13 protein-coding genes are annotated in these 17,167 nt (G+C 55.6%); 12 read left to right on the forward strand and 1 reads right to left on the reverse strand.

Annotated elements, in window-relative coordinates; all coding sequences use genetic code 11:
* Positions 1-205, forward strand: a 205-nt coding sequence (locus PGS25_RS14400) for a hypothetical protein (RefSeq protein WP_270419221.1), incomplete at its 5' end; no start/stop codon positions are given.
* A 17-nt stretch (positions 206-222) separates the two neighbouring features.
* On the opposite strand, the gene PGS25_RS14405 is transcribed toward PGS25_RS14400, so the two are convergent.
* Positions 223-465 carry an SH3 domain-containing protein gene (locus PGS25_RS14405; RefSeq protein ID WP_270419222.1) on the reverse strand — a complete coding sequence of 81 codons (243 nt, stop codon included), beginning with the start codon at positions 463-465 and terminating at the stop codon, positions 223-225.
* A 394-nt stretch (positions 466-859) separates the two neighbouring features.
* On the opposite strand from PGS25_RS14405, the gene PGS25_RS14410 reads away from it, so the two are divergent.
* The 11 genes from PGS25_RS14410 to PGS25_RS14460 all read left to right on the forward strand — a co-directional run bounded on the left by PGS25_RS14410 (position 860) and on the right by PGS25_RS14460 (position 17,095).
* Entirely contained in the window at positions 860-1,669 is an 810-nt protein-coding gene (locus PGS25_RS14410; protein WP_118480494.1) for a basic amino acid ABC transporter substrate-binding protein, read from the forward strand.
* Positions 1,670-1,753: 84 nt separating this feature from the next.
* Complete coding sequence (locus tag PGS25_RS14415) at positions 1,754-2,536, forward strand: amino acid ABC transporter permease (RefSeq protein ID WP_442861183.1); 783 nt, start codon at positions 1,754-1,756, stop codon at positions 2,534-2,536.
* Positions 2,523-3,245, forward strand: coding sequence for an amino acid ABC transporter ATP-binding protein (locus PGS25_RS14420; protein ID WP_110436534.1), 723 nt, complete (start codon positions 2,523-2,525; stop codon positions 3,243-3,245). Before PGS25_RS14415 ends, PGS25_RS14420 begins: the two co-directional genes overlap by 14 nt.
* Before the next feature lie 633 nt (positions 3,246-3,878).
* Entirely contained in the window at positions 3,879-7,619 is a 3,741-nt protein-coding gene (rpoB, locus tag PGS25_RS14425) for a DNA-directed RNA polymerase subunit beta (protein ID WP_118480496.1), read from the forward strand.
* A gap of 53 nt (positions 7,620-7,672) precedes the next feature.
* Positions 7,673-11,206, forward strand: a complete 3,534-nt coding sequence (gene rpoC / locus PGS25_RS14430) for a DNA-directed RNA polymerase subunit beta' (protein ID WP_270419223.1) — start codon at positions 7,673-7,675, stop codon at positions 11,204-11,206.
* Positions 11,207-11,800: 594 nt separating this feature from the next.
* Positions 11,801-12,043 (forward strand): ribosomal L7Ae/L30e/S12e/Gadd45 family protein, encoded by a 243-nt coding sequence (locus tag PGS25_RS14435; RefSeq protein WP_118285314.1) that lies wholly within the window; start codon positions 11,801-11,803, stop codon positions 12,041-12,043.
* A 66-nt stretch (positions 12,044-12,109) separates the two neighbouring features.
* Positions 12,110-12,529, forward strand: a complete 420-nt coding sequence (rpsL, locus tag PGS25_RS14440; RefSeq protein WP_110436538.1) for a 30S ribosomal protein S12 — start codon at positions 12,110-12,112, stop codon at positions 12,527-12,529.
* A gap of 322 nt (positions 12,530-12,851) precedes the next feature.
* Positions 12,852-13,322 carry a 30S ribosomal protein S7 gene (gene rpsG / locus PGS25_RS14445; RefSeq protein WP_181967828.1) on the forward strand — a complete coding sequence of 157 codons (471 nt, stop codon included), beginning with the start codon at positions 12,852-12,854 and terminating at the stop codon, positions 13,320-13,322.
* Positions 13,323-13,361: 39 nt separating this feature from the next.
* Positions 13,362-15,467, forward strand: coding sequence for an elongation factor G (gene fusA / locus PGS25_RS14450; RefSeq protein WP_118360477.1), 2,106 nt, complete (start codon positions 13,362-13,364; stop codon positions 15,465-15,467).
* Between the two features lie 91 nt (positions 15,468-15,558).
* Positions 15,559-16,761 (forward strand): elongation factor Tu, encoded by a 1,203-nt coding sequence (gene tuf, locus PGS25_RS14455; RefSeq protein ID WP_118480502.1) that lies wholly within the window; start codon positions 15,559-15,561, stop codon positions 16,759-16,761.
* A gap of 115 nt (positions 16,762-16,876) precedes the next feature.
* Positions 16,877-17,095, forward strand: a complete 219-nt coding sequence (locus PGS25_RS14460; protein WP_188885928.1) for a hypothetical protein — start codon at positions 16,877-16,879, stop codon at positions 17,093-17,095.
* The last annotated feature ends 72 nt before the right edge of the window (positions 17,096-17,167 follow it).

The following is a 17,167-nucleotide window of genomic DNA, read 5'->3' on the forward strand; positions in this document are numbered from 1 at the left end:
GCCTCGATCACCATCAGCTTGGTGTTTGCGTTCAGCGTTTGCTTTTTCAAAATCTGATACACTCTTTTTCGTACCTCCTTGCGATTGTCGCATCGAACATTTTACATTATACTGTATCGCTTTAAGCAACGCAAGTGAAAATGCAAAATCATCAGTAAAAATGGGAGAAATTGATGAAAATACACCTTGTTTGTCAAAAAAATAACTGGTTTGACGAAAGCTTCACAAAGCCGGACGGCAGTAAAACAGCACAATGTCGGTTTTCGGAACCCAGCCGCAGGCTGTGTGCGTGCGTACATGACACCAGCCGTTCTGCTCGCACAGGATGAACAGGCGCGCACCGCTTGCCGCACTGCCGACAATCGGCGCGGAGCGAATCGGATCGGAGTGCAACAGGAGAAGCGCGCCGCGCGGCTCGGCGCAGGCTGTGCGAAACGCAGGCGATACATATATAACAGGGGACATAGGGCACCTCCTTGTGGTTAATGCAGACTATGCTGCGAAAATGCAGAGCGTTAATTGGCAATTAAGGCAACACCGCACAATTAAGACTGCGGTGCTTTGCGGAAATTTTGTGTCCTGACTTTGTTGCAGTTTCACGGTAATACATCAAGTATTACCGCAAAACTGTGCCTCGTCAGTACGCAAAATTTACTCGCAAATCACTCTTGTTCAATTATGCGGTATTGCCTTAACGAATTACCGATTGCTTGTGTCATGATTGCTGAAAAAATAAATGCTTTTCCATAGTTTTTTCGCTGAAATTTAGGTTGCATTATTATAGAACGCGCTGTATAATAATCAATATTAGTAAGAGATGCCCGTTTTGCACGGGTCAAATCGGAAGGAGTTAACACAAATGAAGAAGTTTTCCATTGCTATGCTGAGCATGGTACTGGCAGGTTCTATGCTGCTGACCGGCTGCGGCGGCTCCAAGACCGCTGATTCCAGCAGCGACGCACAGGATTCCACCACATCTACCTCTGCGGACGGCGGCACGCTGCGCATGGGTACTAACGCTACTTTCCCGCCGTACGAGTTCGTTGGCGACGACGGTAACGTACAGGGCATCGATGTGGACATTGCTGCTGCTATCGCTGACAAGCTGGGCATGAAGCTCGAGGTCACCGATATGGAGTTCGATTCCCTGATTCCGGCGCTGCAGAGCGACACCGTCGACGTGGCGCTGGCTGGCATGACCGTTACCCCGGATCGTCAGGAGAACGTAGATTTCTCGGATTCCTACGCAAAGGGCGTTCAGGTCATCATCGTTAAGGACGGTTCCGATATCGCTTCTCCGGATGATCTGGAGGGCAAGAACATCGGCGTTCAGACCGGCACCACCGGCGACATCTACTGCACCGGTGACTACGGTCAGGAGCATGTAAAGCAGTTCAACAACGGTCCGCTCGCAGTTGCTGCACTGGTAAATGATCAGATCGACTGCGTTGTTATCGACCAGGAGCCGGCTAAGAACTATGTTGCTGCAAACAGCGGCCTCAAGATCCTCGACACCGCTTACGCTGACGAGGATTACGCGATCGCTATCAAGAAGGGCAACACCGAGCTGCTCGACAAGGTAAACGGCGCTCTGAAGGAGCTCGAGGGTGACGGCACCCTGCAGTCCATCGTCGACAAGTATATCAGCGCTGATTCCGCAGCACAGTAAATCAACAAACGCGTACAAAGGAAGAGGGACGGTTCAGCGCCGCCCCTCTTTTGCAGTAAAATGAAAAGAAAGAGGGGATGACCTGTGAACGGTATTACAATGGACCAGTGGCTGAAAATTGTACCGGATTCGGTTGTCAATCTGCCGGAGGGTCTGCGGAACCTGCTGTTCCAGCTGTACCAGACCTTTATCGCAGCGGACCGCTGGAAATGGTTCCTGAACGGTCTGAAAATCACATTTGCGGTCACGATCGGTGCACTGATCCTCGGTGTTATCATCGGTCTGCTGATCGCTATAGTCCGCACGGCGCATGATTCCCGCCGCATGGGCAAAAGCAACATCATTCTGAGCATTCTCAACGCAATCTGCAAGCTGTATCTGACCGTCATCCGCGGTACGCCTATGATGGTTCAGCTGCTGATCATGGGCTTTGTTATCATGGTGCCTAAGGATGATACAGCGCGTCTGGTGTGCGGCATCGTTACACTGGGCATCAACTCGGGCGCGTATGTTGCCGAGATCGTGCGCGGCGGTCTGATGTCGGTCAATCCGGGTCAGATGGAGGCCGGCCGTTCGCTCGGCCTGAACTATGCACAGACCATGCGCCTGATCGTCATTCCGCAGGCGATCAAGAACATTCTTCCGGCACTCGGCAATGAGATGATCACCCTGCTGAAGGATACCTCGCTCGTGTCGGTCATCGCGCTGCGCGACGTGACCAAGCAGGCACAGAATATTGTGTCCAATACCTATCAGGCCTATGTGCCGTATGTCAGCCTTGCGATCATCTATCTGGTGCTCGTTATCATCCTGACCAAGCTGCTCGGCATTTTTGAGAGGAGGCTGCGCGAAAGTGATCGACGTTAAAAACCTGCACAAATCCTTTGGCAACCATGAGGTGCTCAAGGGTGTCAACGAGCATATCGAGAAGGGCGAGAAGGTCGTAGTCATCGGCCCGTCCGGCTCGGGTAAGTCCACCTTTCTGCGCTGTCTGAACCTGCTCGAGGAGCCGACCGGCGGCGAAATTATCTTCGAGGGACAGAACATCACCGCCAAGGACACGGATATCAATCTGGTGCGCCGCCGTATGGGCATGGTGTTCCAGCAGTTCAACCTGTTCCCGCACCTGACCGTGCGCGAGAATATCAAGCTGGCACCGGTCAAGCTCAAGGTCATGACCGATGAAGAGGCGGACAAGCGTGCGCTCGAGCTGCTTGCGCGTGTCGGTCTGCCGGACAAGGCGGACAGCTATCCGGCGCAGCTTTCTGGCGGTCAGCAGCAGCGTATCGCCATCGCGCGCGCGCTGGCAATGAATCCGGATGTGATGCTGTTCGACGAGCCGACCTCGGCGCTCGACCCGGAAATGGTCGGCGAGGTTCTGGAAATCATGAAGGAGCTGGCTGATGACGGCATGACCATGGTTGTTGTTACCCACGAGATGGGCTTTGCCCGCGAGGTTGCAACGCGCGTGCTGTTCATGGACGGCGGCAATATCGTAGAGCAGAACGAGCCGAAGGAGTTCTTCGCAAATCCGCAGCATCCGCGCTTAAAAGACTTTCTGTCGAAAGTCCTCTAAGGGGGACGCTGTCCCCCTTAGATACCGGAAAAGTTCCCAAGGAAACTTTTCCGGATATCCCCCTCTCGTCCGCACGGCGGACGAGGTCGCGCCGCCGCGGCGCGAGCAGTGGGATAAAAGTCAGGTACACGCCCTGACTTTTATGGGGAATTTAATGCGGTCTGCTGCGGCAGACCTGTCCCTGCCTGTTTCGGCGTTGCCGAAAGGCGTCAGGGAATGCGAAAAGGCACGCCTTTGGCGTGCCTTTTCTGTTCGGTTTGATGGACGGCTTTGTTCGGAGCACTTCCGCAGGGCGGGCTGCCCTCCGCCCGCCGTATAACGACGGAAAACGGGGAAACGGGGGGATGCTGCTGCGGTTTGGCGCTCTGGCGGGGGATTTTTTTGCGAGAACAACAAAGGGAGAGGACAAAACCTCTCCCTTTTTGTGCAATTATTGTTTGCCGTGCGCTTGACGGATATATTAAAAACATGGTATAATGGTTTGCTGCTGAAAGTTGCAGGCTTTTCTCTATGCCTGTCATTATGTTAGCACTGTCTGATGAAAAAAGCAAGACGAAAGAATGAAGTTTTTACAACGCCGCCGGGCGTATCAACCAACACCAACAGCCGAAAGAAACGGAGTGATCAAAGCACATGAAGGTGAAAGACGTACAGCACGGCAAAACCACACGAAAGAGCTTTGCACGAATCGAAGAGATTCTCGAAATGCCGAATCTCATCGAGGTGCAGAAGAAGTCTTACGAATGGTTCCTGGATCAGGGCCTGCGTGAGGTTTTTGACGATACCGCGTCCATCACGGACTACACCGGAAATCTGGAGCTTTCCTTCCTCGATTTTTCGATGGACGAGGAGCCGAAGTACAGCATTGAGGAGTGCAAGGCACGAGATGCAACGTATGCAACTCCGCTGAAGGTCCGCATGCGTCTGCGCAACAAGGAGACCGGTGAGATCAAGGAGCAGGAGATCTTCATGGGTGACTTCCCGAAGATGACCCACGCTGCTACCTTCATCATCAACGGTGCAGAACGCGCGATCGTATCTCAGCTCGTTCGTTCCCCGGGCGTATACTACGGCAAGGAGCTTGACAAGACCGACAAGGTTCTGCTCTCCGCTACCGTAATCCCGTACCGCGGCGCATGGCTCGAGTACGAGACCGATGCAAACGACGTTTTCTACGTTCGCATTGATAAAAACCGCAAGATTCCGATCACCAGCTTCATCCGTGCCATCGGTGTTAAGACCGATGCCGAGATCAAGGAGCTGTTCGGTGAGGATCCGCTGATCGTTGCAACCCTCGACAAGGACCCGGCGCACACCGCCGAGGAAGCCCTCATCGAGATCTACAAGAAGATGCGTCCGGGCGAGCCGCCCTCTGTGGAGTCGGCTACCTCTCTGATGGACGCCATGTTCTTCGATATGCGCCGCTACGACATTTCCGCAGTCGGCCGCTACAAGTACAACAAGAAGCTGAACATCGCACGCCGCATCACCGGCCACAAGCTGGTAAATGCAGTCGCTGACCCGATGACCGGCGAGGTTCTGGCAGAGGACGGCGAGGTTCTCTCCCGCGAGAAGGCAACCATGATGGCTGCCCGCGGCGTAAACAGCGTTGTGATCGAGTCTGCCGAGGGCACTGCCGTTAAGGTATTCGGCAACGGCATGGTAGACGTAAACGATTTCTCCGACTACCTCGGCGGCGCAACCGCAGAGGATCTGGGCCTCAAGGAGAAGGTTCGCTTCACCGTCCTCAAGGAGATCATCGACTCCGGCGTACAGGGCGACGAGCTGAAGAAGACCGTGAAGGAGCGTCACTTCGATCTGATTCCGAAGACCATCATCGTTGATGATATGCTCGCTTCCATCTGCTATCTGCTCAACCTCGGTCACGGCATCGGCACGGTTGACGATATCGACCATCTGGGCAACCGCCGTCTGCGCTGCGTAGGCGAGCTGCTGCAGAACCAGTTCCGCATCGGCTTCTCCCGCATGGAGCGTGTTATCCGTGAGCGCATGACCATTCAGGATCTCGACGTTGTTACGCCGCAGTCCCTGATCAACATCCGTCCGGTAACCGCAGCCATCAAGGAGTTCTTCGGTTCCTCTCCGCTTTCGCAGTTCATGGATCAGAACAACCCGCTGGCTGAGCTGACCCACAAGCGTCGTATGTCCGCCCTCGGTCCCGGCGGTCTGTCCCGTGACCGTGCATCCTTCGAGGTTCGAGACGTACACTACTCCCATTACGGCCGTCTGTGCCCGATCGAGACCCCTGAAGGTCCTAACATCGGCCTGATCTCTTATCTGGCAACCTATGCACGCATCAACGACTTCGGCTTTATCGAGGCGCCGTACCGCGTTATCGAAAAGACCAAGGACGAGGAAACCGGCGAGGTCCGCTGCCACGTTACCGACGAGGTTCGCTACATGACCGCAGACGTCGAGGACGAGTACATCGTCTGCCAGGCTACCGAGCCGCTCGACGAGAACAACAACCTCGTAAACGACCGTGTAACCTGCCGTATGCGCGATGAGTTCGTCGAGGTAGACCGCAAGGACGTTGACCTGATGGACGTTTCTCCGCGCATGATGATCTCGGTTGCTACCGCATTCATCCCGTTCCTCGACCATGACGACGCAAACCGCGCACTGATGGGCGCGAACATGCAGCGTCAGGCCGTACCGCTGCTCCGCACCGAGGCTCCGGTCGTTGCAACCGGCATGGAGTACAAGGCAGCTGTTGACTCCGGTACGATTCCGCTGGCAGAGGGTGACGGCGTTGTTACCCGCGTAACCGCCCGCGAGGTTTGCGTACACTACGACAACGGCACCGACAAGACCTATCCGCTGACCAAGTTCATGCGTTCCAACCAGTCCACCTGTATCAACATGCGCCCGATCGTTGATCTGGGCGAGCGTGTCAAGGCAGGCGACGTTCTGTCCGACGGCCCGTCTACCGATCAGGGCGAGGTTGCACTGGGCAAGAATGCCCTCATCGGCTTTATGACCTGGGAAGGCTACAACTACGAGGACGCCGTACTGCTGAACGAGCGTCTGGTACGCGACGATGTTTACACCTCTATCCATATCGAGGAGTACGAGTCCGAATCTCGTGATACCAAGCTCGGACCTGAGGAGATCACCCGTGATATCCCGAACGTCGGCGAGGACGCACTCCGCAACCTCGACGAGCGCGGCATCATCCGTGTCGGCGCTGAGGTTCATGCCGGCGACATCCTGGTCGGCAAGGTTACTCCGAAGGGCGAGACCGAGCTGACCGCAGAGGAGCGCCTGCTCCGCGCGATCTTCGGTGAGAAGGCCCGCGAGGTTCGTGATACCTCTCTGCGTGCGCCGCACGGCGAATCCGGTATCGTTGTAGACGTTAAGGTATTTACCCGCGAGAACGGCGATGAGCTGTCTCCCGGTGTCAACATGGTTGTCCGCGTTTATATCGCACAGAAGCGCAAGATCTCTGTCGGCGATAAGATGGCAGGCCGTCATGGTAACAAGGGTGTCGTTTCCCGCATTCTGCCGCAGGAGGATATGCCGTTCCTGGAGGATGGCCGTCCGCTCGACATCGTACTGAACCCGCTGGGCGTACCGTCCCGAATGAACATCGGTCAGGTGCTCGAGGTTCACCTTGGCTTCGCAGCCAAGAAGCTCGGCTGGAAGGTCGAGACCCCGGTATTCGACGGCGCAACGCTCGAGGATATCAAGGAGACGCTGGTTGCAGCAGGCGTTAACGAGGACGGCAAGAGCGTCGTATACGACGGCCGTACCGGTGAGAAGTTCGATAACCGCGTAACCGTTGGTTATATGTACTACCTCAAGCTGCATCATCTGGTAGACGATAAGATCCATGCCCGTTCGACCGGCCCGTACTCGCTCGTAACCCAGCAGCCTCTGGGCGGCAAGGCGCAGTTCGGCGGCCAGCGCTTCGGCGAGATGGAAGTTTGGGCGCTGGAAGCATACGGCGCCGCATATACCCTGCAGGAGATCCTGACCGTCAAGTCCGACGATATCACCGGCCGTGTCAAGACCTACGAGGCGATCGTCAAGGGTCACAACGTACCGCAGCCGGGCGTTCCGGAATCCTTCAAGGTACTCACCAAGGAGCTGCAGGCTCTGTGTCTGGATATTCAGGTTCTGGACGAGAACATGGAAGTGATCGAGCTGTCTGAGGACGACGACGAGGAGACCGCTGAGTACACCCGTCCGATGGAGCAGGCTGTCTCCGGCGCGGATGACGAGTTCACCGCAGCAGGCTTCGGCATCAACGATGCCGAGGAAGGCGACACCGATCTCTTTGCACTGGATAACCCCGCCGAGGATGGCGGTGACGATGCCGAAGGTGATTTTGACGACGGTCTGGGCGAATAAGACTGAGCGTAAGTGAAATCATCTGTGAATAGGGAAGGAGCATCTTAAAATATATGGGATATCATACGTTTAACGCCATTAAGATCGGTCTGGCTTCGCCCGAGCTGATCCGCCAGTGGTCTTACGGCGAGGTAAAGAAGCCCGAAACCATTAACTACCGTACGCTCAAGCCGGAACGCGATGGCCTGTTCTGCGAGCGTATCTTTGGACCGACCAAGGACTGGGAGTGCCACTGCGGCAAGTACAAGAAGGTTCGCTTCAAGGGCAAGATCTGCGACAAGTGCGGCGTTGAGGTCACCAAGGCCAAGGTCCGCCGCGAGCGCATGGGCCACATTGAGCTGGCAGCGCCGGTATCGCACATCTGGTACTTCAAGGGCATCCCGTCCCGCATGGGCCTGATCCTGGATATCAGCCCGCGTGTACTGGAGAAGGTCCTGTACTTTGCAAACTATATCGTAATTGATCCGGGCGACACGCCGCTGATGAAGAAGCAGATCCTGACCGAGGCTGAGTACCGCGACATGCGTGAAAAGTACGACGAGGACTTCCGTGCCGGCATGGGCGCGGAGTCCATCAAGGAGCTGCTCGCGGAGCTGGACCTCGACCAGCTCTCCAAGGAGCTGACCGCAGAGCTGCGTGAGGCTTCCGGCCAGAAGCGACTGCGCATCATCAAGCGACTGGAGGTTGTAGAATCCTTCCGTCTGTCGCACAACCGCCCGGAGTGGATGATCATGGACGTTGTTCCGGTCATCCCGCCGGAAATCCGTCCGATGGTACAGCTGGACGGCGGCCGCTTCGCAACGAGCGACCTGAACGACCTGTACCGCCGCGTGATCAACCGCAACAACCGTCTCAAGCGCCTGCTCGAGCTGGGTGCGCCGGACATCATCGTGCGCAACGAGAAGCGCATGCTGCAGGAGGCTGTTGACGCCCTGATCGATAACGGCCGCCGCGGCCGTCCGGTTACCGGCCCGAACAACCGTGCACTCAAGTCCCTGTCCGACATGCTGAAGGGCAAGCAGGGCCGTTTCCGTCAGAACCTGCTCGGCAAGCGAGTTGACTACTCCGGCCGTTCGGTTATCGTCGTAGGCCCGGATCTGAAGATCTATCAGTGCGGTCTGCCGAAGGAAATGGCACTCGAGCTGTTCAAGCCGTTTGTTATGAAGAAGCTGGTTGAGGACGGCACCGCACAGAACATCAAGTCTGCAAAGAAGATGGTAGAGCGTGCAAAGCCCGAGGTATGGGACGTGCTCGAGGGCATCATCAAGGGTCATCCGGTTATGCTGAACCGTGCACCGACCCTGCACCGTCTGGGTATTCAGGCGTTCGAGCCGGTCCTCGTAGAAGGCCGTGCGATCCGCCTGCATCCGCTGGTATGTACCGCATTTAACGCCGACTTCGACGGCGACCAGATGGCAGTTCATGTTCCGCTGTCCGCAGAGGCACAGGCTGAGGCCCGTCTGCTGATGCTGTCCGCGAACAACCTGCTCAAGCCGCAGGACGGCAAGCCGGTTACCATTCCGTCTCAGGATATGGTCCTCGGCTCCTACTACCTGACCATCGACCGCGATACCGAGCCGGGCGCCGGCAAGGTATTCCGCAACGTGGACGAGGCGCTGATGGCGTACAACGAGGGTATCGTTGGTATTCACGCGCCGATCAAGGTACGTCTGTCCAAGGAAGTAAACGGCAAGACCGAGTCCGCTATCGTAGACGCGACCCCGGGCCGCCTGATCTTCAACGAGCGCATCCCGCAGGACCTCGGCTTTGTTGACCGCTCGGATCCGTCCAAGAAGTTTGATCTTGAGATCATGTTCACCTGCGGCAAGAAGGAGCTTGGCAAGATCATTGACAAGTGTATCCGCGTACACGGCTTCCATATCACCGCTGAGGTGCTCGACTCCATCAAGGCGATGGGCTACAAGTACTCCACCAAGGGTGCACTGACCGTAGCCGTAGCCGACATGCTCGTGCCGGACGGCAAGGACGAGATGATCCGCGAGTCCGAGAAGAAGGTTGCCAAGATCGACCGCAAGTACAAGCGCGGCTTTATCACCGATCAGGAGCGCTACCGTCTGACCGTAGCCGAGTGGGAAGAGACCACCAAGAAGGTTACCGCAAAGCTGCAGGCCAACATGAAGGAGCAGCGCTACAACCCGATTCACATGATGGCGGATTCCGGTGCCCGTGGTTCTATCAATCAGATCCGTCAGCTGGCCGGTATGCGAGGCCTGATGGCATCCGCCTCCGGTAAGACCATCGAAATCCCGATCAAGTCCAACTTCCGTGAAGGCCTGACCGTACTCGAATACTTCATCGCTGCCCGCGGTGCTCGAAAGGGCATGGCCGATACTGCACTGCGTACCGCTGACTCGGGTTACCTGACCCGCCGTCTGGTAGACGTTTCTCAGGACGTTATCATCCGTGAGGACGACTGCGGCGCAACCAAGGGTATCTGGGTAGAGGATATCAAGGAAGGCAACCAGATCATCGAGCCGCTGCGCGAGCGTCTGCTCGGCCGCTTCCCGGTTGACGATATCGTAAATCCGGAGACCGGCGAGGTTATCGTACCGAAGAGCAAGATGATGACCGAGGCTGACGCCGATGCGGTTGTCGGCGCAGGCATCACCCGCGTTCAGATCCGCTCCGTGCTCGAGTGCCGTGCCCGCAAGGGTGTCTGCGCGCACTGCTACGGCATCAACCTGGCAATGGGCACGCCGGTCGGCAAGGGCGAGGCTGTCGGTATCATCGCAGCACAGTCCATCGGCGAGCCGGGTACCCAGCTTACCATGCGTACCTTCCATACCGGCGGTGTCGCAGGTTCGGATATTACGCAGGGTCTTCCGCGAGTTGAGGAGCTGTTCGAGGCCCGCAAGCCGAAGAAGGCTGCAACGCTGGCCGAGATCGGCGGCATGGTCTCCATCGAGGAGTCCAAGCGCACCACCGTCAAGACCGTCAACATCGTCAACCCGCAGACCGGCGATATGCGTTCCTACCAGCTGGCTTCGTCCTCCGGTATCCGCGTAACCGACGGTCAGGAGGTCCCGCAGGGCTTCCAGCTGAACGAAGGCTCGCTCAACCCGCATGACATTCTGCGTATCCTCGATCCTCGCGCCGTTCACGACTACGAGATCAAGGAAGTTCAGAAGGTTTACCGTCAGCAGGGCGTAGATATCAACGATAAGCATATCGAGGTTATCGTTCGTCAGATGATGCGCAAGGTTCGCGTTGAGGACGCGGGCGACGCTGAGGTTCTGCCGGGTTCTGTTATGGACTGGCTCGAGTTCGAGGATTACAACAACAAGGTGCAGGCACGCATCGACGCCGGCGAGGAAGGTCTCCGTCTGGCTGTTGCGGAGCCGACCCTCATGGGTATCACCAAGGCATCCCTCGCAACCGATTCCTGGATGTCCGCTGCATCCTTCCAGGAGACCACTCGCGTGCTGACCGACGCTGCGATCAAGGGCAAGGTCGATCCGTTGATGGGCCTGAAGGAGAACGTAATCATCGGCAAGCTGATTCCGGCTGGCTCGGGTGTATCCGATTACTGCACCGGTCACTACGAGCAGACTGTAAATCTCGACTGATTTGCAGAAAGCCGAAAACGCTGTATAGATTAAGTAAAACAGGGGAACACTGTAAGGTGTTCTCCTGTTTTTGCTTGTGCCGAATAGAAAATTACTGCAAGAGTGGAGAGTGAAGAGTTGAGAGTGAAGATTCCGTAAAGGTATAGCATACTACCAAGAAAAATTCGCAGGTGCCGTCCGTCATAACGCGCAAACGAGTTGTGCAACACTGTTATGTTGCACTCAGCGTAGAGTAAATCACATGTGTAGCAGTACGTTATCTGACAATGCGAATATGTGGATACATGGGCGCGCAAAGTGCGTCCTGCAGAAGAAAAAATCCTCTGCCGTTCCCTTATAGTCTCAGCTCTGCAAATTTCGCCTTGCTATCTAAGGGAAAAGGGGAGATTCACAAGAGGGTGGAAAACCGTAGGTTGTCTATCCTCTTGTGCCCCCGCCGGGTAGGCGAGATTCCCTCGCTTCGCAAGCGTCGATTTTCGCGAAAATCCTCTGGAAAAGAAATTTCTCGTAAAAAATAAAAAAATTCGAGAAAACACTTGACAACAGGGGGACAAACCCGTATACTATGGGAGTATGCCGTATAGGAGGAGAATTATGCTTTCAGAACTTCACACGGCGCACAAGGTGATCGGTGTAAAGCAGTCGAAAAAAGCGATTCGGGACGGCGCAGCCGCACAGGTCTTTGTTGCGCTGGACGCAGAAAAACGAATCGTCGGACCGATTTATGAGCTTTGCAGTGAACACGGTATGGAAGTTACCGAGGTCACCACAATGACAGAGCTCGGCGATGCGGTCGGCATTGATGTCGGCGCGGCAGTAGTCGTTGTTCTGCACTGATTTTTCTTTGTTGAATCGCGCAAAACGCGCTTTTCATAAATATCTTTGAAAGAAGGAGGAAATAAAATGCCAACTTTTAACCAACTCGTCCGTAAGGGTCGTGAGGCAGTCGTTACCAAGTCTACGGCACCGGCTCTTCAGGTAGGCTACAACTCTCAGAAGAAGAAGGCTACCGATCAGTCCGCTCCGCAGAAGCGCGGCGTTTGCACCACGGTTAAGACCATGACCCCGAAGAAGCCGAACTCTGCTCTTCGTAAGGTAGCTCGTGTAAAGCTGACCAACCAGATGGAAGTTTCCGCTTACATCCCCGGTGAAGGCCACAACCTGCAGGAGCACTCTGTAGTTATGGTTCGCGGCGGTCGTGTAAAGGACCTTCCTGGTGTTCGTTACCACATCATCCGTGGTACTCTGGATACCCAGGGTGTTGCTAACCGTCGTCAGGCTCGTTCCAAGTACGGTGCTAAGCGCCCGAAGGCAGGCAAGTAATCTGCGCCTGATTGCACATCTCTGCGTTGCACCCACACTTGCGTACCTTTGTACGCGGCGTGCGGGATGCGCCTAGATCTGCACAATCATGCTTGATTACTCCTGTACCGTTACCTTGCAAGTAAGGAAACGGAAGGCAAGGAGCCAACCCACAAGGTTTTGCGAGAAAGTTATTTTTCAGCAAAGCAGCTATGCTTTGTCTGAGGCATTTTAGTTCCGATTGTATAAATCGGGCCTTTACCTCGGACAGGCATGAACAACGGCGGTCAAAGATCCGCCGAAGTACCTATGAAATCAAATATTTTTGAAGGAGGGAAGTAAAGTGCCAAGAAGAGGTAATGTCCCCAAGAGAGACGTTCTGCCCGATCCGCTTTATAATTCCAAGCTCGTCACCAAGCTGGTAAACTCTATCATGCTCGACGGCAAGAAGGGCGTTTCGCAGAAGGTTGTTTATGGTGCTTTCGATATCGTTCGTGAAAAGACCGGTCGTGAACCGCTGGAGGTTTTCACCGAGGCTATGGAAAACATCATGCCGACCCTGGAAGTTAAGGCTCGCCGTGTAGGCGGCGCTACCTACCAGGTGCCGATGGAAGTTCGCCCGGAGCGTCGTCAGACCCTGGGCCTGCGTTGGATCACCAAGTACTCCCGCGCTCGTTCTGAAAAGACCATGCGTGAGCGTCTGGCAGGCGAGATCCTGGACGCTTGCAACAATCTGGGCGGTGCTGTTAAGAAGCGCGAGGATACCCACAAGATGGCAGAGGCGAACAAGGCGTTCGCACACTACCGCTACTAATCTGTCGGTTTCCGCATAACGCTTTGAAAGGAGAGCAATATGCCTAGAGAATATTCCCTGGAAAGAACCAGAAATATCGGCATCATGGCGCACATCGACGCCGGTAAGACCACTACCACCGAGCGTATTCTGTATTACACCGGTGTAAACCATAAGATTGGCGATACCCACGACGGTACCGCTACCATGGACTGGATGGAGCAGGAGCAGGAGCGTGGTATCACCATCACCTCCGCAGCTACCACCTGCCACTGGTCCGGCTCTACTCATCAGTTCCCGGAGCATCGTATCAACATCATCGACACCCCGGGCCACGTTGACTTTACCGTAGAGGTAGAGCGCTCCCTGCGTGTACTGGACGGTTCTGTAACCGTATTCTGTGCAAAGGGCGGCGTAGAGCCGCAGTCTGAGACCGTTTGGCATCAGGCTGACAAGTACAAGGTTCCGCGTATGGCGTTCGTAAACAAGATGGATATCATGGGTGCTGACTTCTACAACGTAGTCGGCATGATGAAGGACCGTCTGAAGTGCAACGCTGTTCCGGTTCAGCTGCCGATCGGCTCTGAGGATACCTTCAAGGGTATCATCGACCTGATCACCATGCGCGCTGAGGTTTACTATGACGACCTCGGCAAGGATATCCGCGACGAGGATATTCCGGCTGACATGATGGAGAAGGCTCAGCAGTACCACGACGAACTGTGGGAGCATGTTGCTGAGCTCGACGAGGACCTCATGATGAAGTACCTCGAGGGCGAAGAGCTGACCATTCCGGAAGTTAAGGCTGCAATCCGCAAGGGCTGTATCGCCAACGAGATCGTTCCGGTACTCTGCGGCACCGCATACCGCAACAAGGGCGTACAGCCGCTGCTGGACGCTGTTATCGAATACATGCCGGCTCCGACCGACATCCCGGACATCAAGGGTGTAAACCCGCAGACCGACGAGGAGGATTCCCGTCCGTCTTCTGATGATGCGCCGTTCTCCGCGCTGGCGTTCAAGATCGCTACCGACCCGTTCGTTGGCCGTCTGACGTTCTTCCGCGTATACTCCGGCACCATCACCGCTGGTTCCTCCGTACTGAATGCTACCAAGGATCAGCGCGAGCGTCTGGGCCGTATTCTGCAGATGCACGCTAACCACCGTCAGGATATCGATTGCGTATATTCCGGCGATATCGCTGCGGGCATCGGCTTTAAGAACACCACCACCGGCGATACGCTGTGTGATGAGAAGCACCCGATCATCCTCGAGTCTATGGAGTTCCCGGACCCGGTTATCCGTGTTGCGATCGAGCCGAAGACCAAGGCTGGTCAGGAGAAGATGGGTATCGCGCTGGCTAAGCTGGCAGAAGAGGACCCGACCTTCAAGACCTACACCGATGAGGAAACCGGCCAGACCATTATCGCTGGTATGGGCGAGCTTCATCTGGAGATCATCGTTGACCGTCTGCTGCGCGAGTTCAAGGTAGAGGCTAACGTAGGTTCTCCTCAGGTTGCTTACAAGGAGACCATCCGCCGCTCCGCTGACGTTGATCAGAAGTACGCTCGTCAGTCCGGTGGTAAGGGCCAGTACGGCCATGTTAAGATCATCGTTGAGCCGAACGAGTCCGGCAAGGGCTACGAGTTCATCAACAAGATCGTTGGCGGTGCTATCCCGAAGGAATATATCGAGCCTGTTAATCAGGGTATCCAGGGCGCTATGCAGGCTGGTATCCTCGCAGGCTACCCGGTTGTTGACGTTAAGGTAACCCTGTATGATGGCTCTTACCACGAAGTCGACTCCTCTGAGATGGCGTTCAAGATCGCTGGTTCTATGGCGTTCAAGGAAGCTATGAAGAAGGCTGATCCGGTTCTGATGGAGCCGATCATGCAGGTTGACGTAATGGTACCGGAGGAGTACATGGGCGACGTTATCGGCGACCTGAACTCCCGTCGTGGTCAGATCCAGGGCATGGAGCCGCGCGGCGGCGTACAGGCTATTTCTGCCGGCGTTCCGCTGAGCGAGATGTTCGGTTACGCAACTGCTCTGCGTTCCCGCACCCAGGGCCGTGGCCAGTACACCATGCAGCCGAGCCACTACACTGAAGTGCCGAAGAGCATTCAGGAGAAGATCATCGACAACCGTAACAAAAACAACGACTAAAATCTGCTGCACCCTATTGCATTTTTTCTCGAAATGCAGTAAAATAAATGCAACATGACTTTTAATTCATTTTACGAGGAGGATATCCACAATGGCAAAGGAAAAATTTGACCGTTCTCTGCCGCACGTTAACATTGGCACCATCGGCCACGTTGACCACGGCAAGACCACTCTGACCGCTGCAATCACCAAGGTTCTGGCTCTCGAGGGCGATGCTGAGTATCAGGCATACGACGCAATCGACAAGGCTCCGGAGGAGAAGGAGCGCGGCATTACCATCAACACCGCACACGTTGAGTATCACACCGCTAACCGTCACTACGCTCACGTTGACTGCCCGGGCCATGCCGACTACGTTAAGAACATGATCACCGGCGCTGCTCAGATGGACGGTGCTATCCTGGTTGTATCCGCTGCTGACGGCCCGATGCCGCAGACCCGCGAGCACATCCTGCTGTCCCGTCAGGTAGGCGTTCCGTATATCGTTGTCTTCATGAACAAGGCTGATCAGGTAGACGACGAGGAGCTGCTCGACCTGGTTGAGATGGAGATCCGTGAGCTGCTGTCCTCTTACGATTTCCCGGGCGATGACGTTCCGGTAATCCGTGGCTCCGCTCTGAACGTTCTGACCTCTGACTCCACCGATCCGAACGCTCCGGAGTACAAGTGCATCCGCGACCTGATGGAAGCTGTTGACACCTATATCCCGACCCCGGACCGTGCTGCTGACAAGCCGTTCATCATGCCGGTCGAGGACGTATTCTCCATCACCGGTCGTGGTACCGTAGCTACCGGCCGTGTAGAGCGTGGCCAGCTGAAGATGGGCGAGGAAGTTGAGATCGTTGGTCTGATGGACGCTCCGCGCAAGACCGTTGTAACCGGTATCGAGATGTTCCGCAAGCTGCTCGACTACGCTGAAGCAGGCGACAACATCGGTGCTCTGCTCCGTGGTATTCAGAAGACCGAGGTTGAGCGCGGCCAGGTTCTGGCTAAGCCGGGCTCCATTCACCCGCACACCAAGTTCCACGGTCAGGTATACGTTCTGAAGAAGGAAGAGGGCGGCCGTCATACTCCGTTCTTCAACAACTACCGTCCGCAGTTCTACTTCCGTACCACCGACGTAACTGGCGTTATCACTCTGCCGGAAGGCACTGAGATGTGCATGCCGGGCGATAACGTTGAGATGGACGTTGAGCTGATCACCCCGATCGCTATCGAGGAAGGCCTGCGTTTCGCTATCCGTGAGGGTGGCCGCACCGTAGGTTCCGGCGTCGTAACCGCTATCAACGCTTAATTTCAGTTAAGCAATAGCATAACGCAATTTACAAGCTCCCATGCTTCGGCATGGGAGCTTTTTTGTGCGTAAAATCCTCTTTCCTGCGCATACTATGCGAGGGAGGGATGCAATTATGCCGGAAAATCATGAAAACCGCTATCAGCTCCGGGCGGCCGAGAAGGCGTTCGAGTGGCTGCGCCGCAGCAAACCGGCAGTGGCCGCGAGGGAACAGGAAAAGATGAGCGAGGGTATCGCGCTGCCGCCCAATGAACGGGATTGCGGAACCGCCTGTTCCATGCAGGGCACCGATCGGGAAACGCTCAATGAGTGGTGCAAAGAACACGAAACCTGAAAAAGAGACGCGAAAGCGTCTCTTTTGAGGTTGTCGCGAAACTACAGTTTTCTTAACACTTTCCGAAATATC

This window comes from Butyricicoccus sp. AM78-15b2TA (assembly GCF_027665985.1).
Taxonomy (GTDB): Bacteria; Bacillota; Clostridia; order Oscillospirales; family Butyricicoccaceae; genus Agathobaculum; species Agathobaculum butyriciproducens.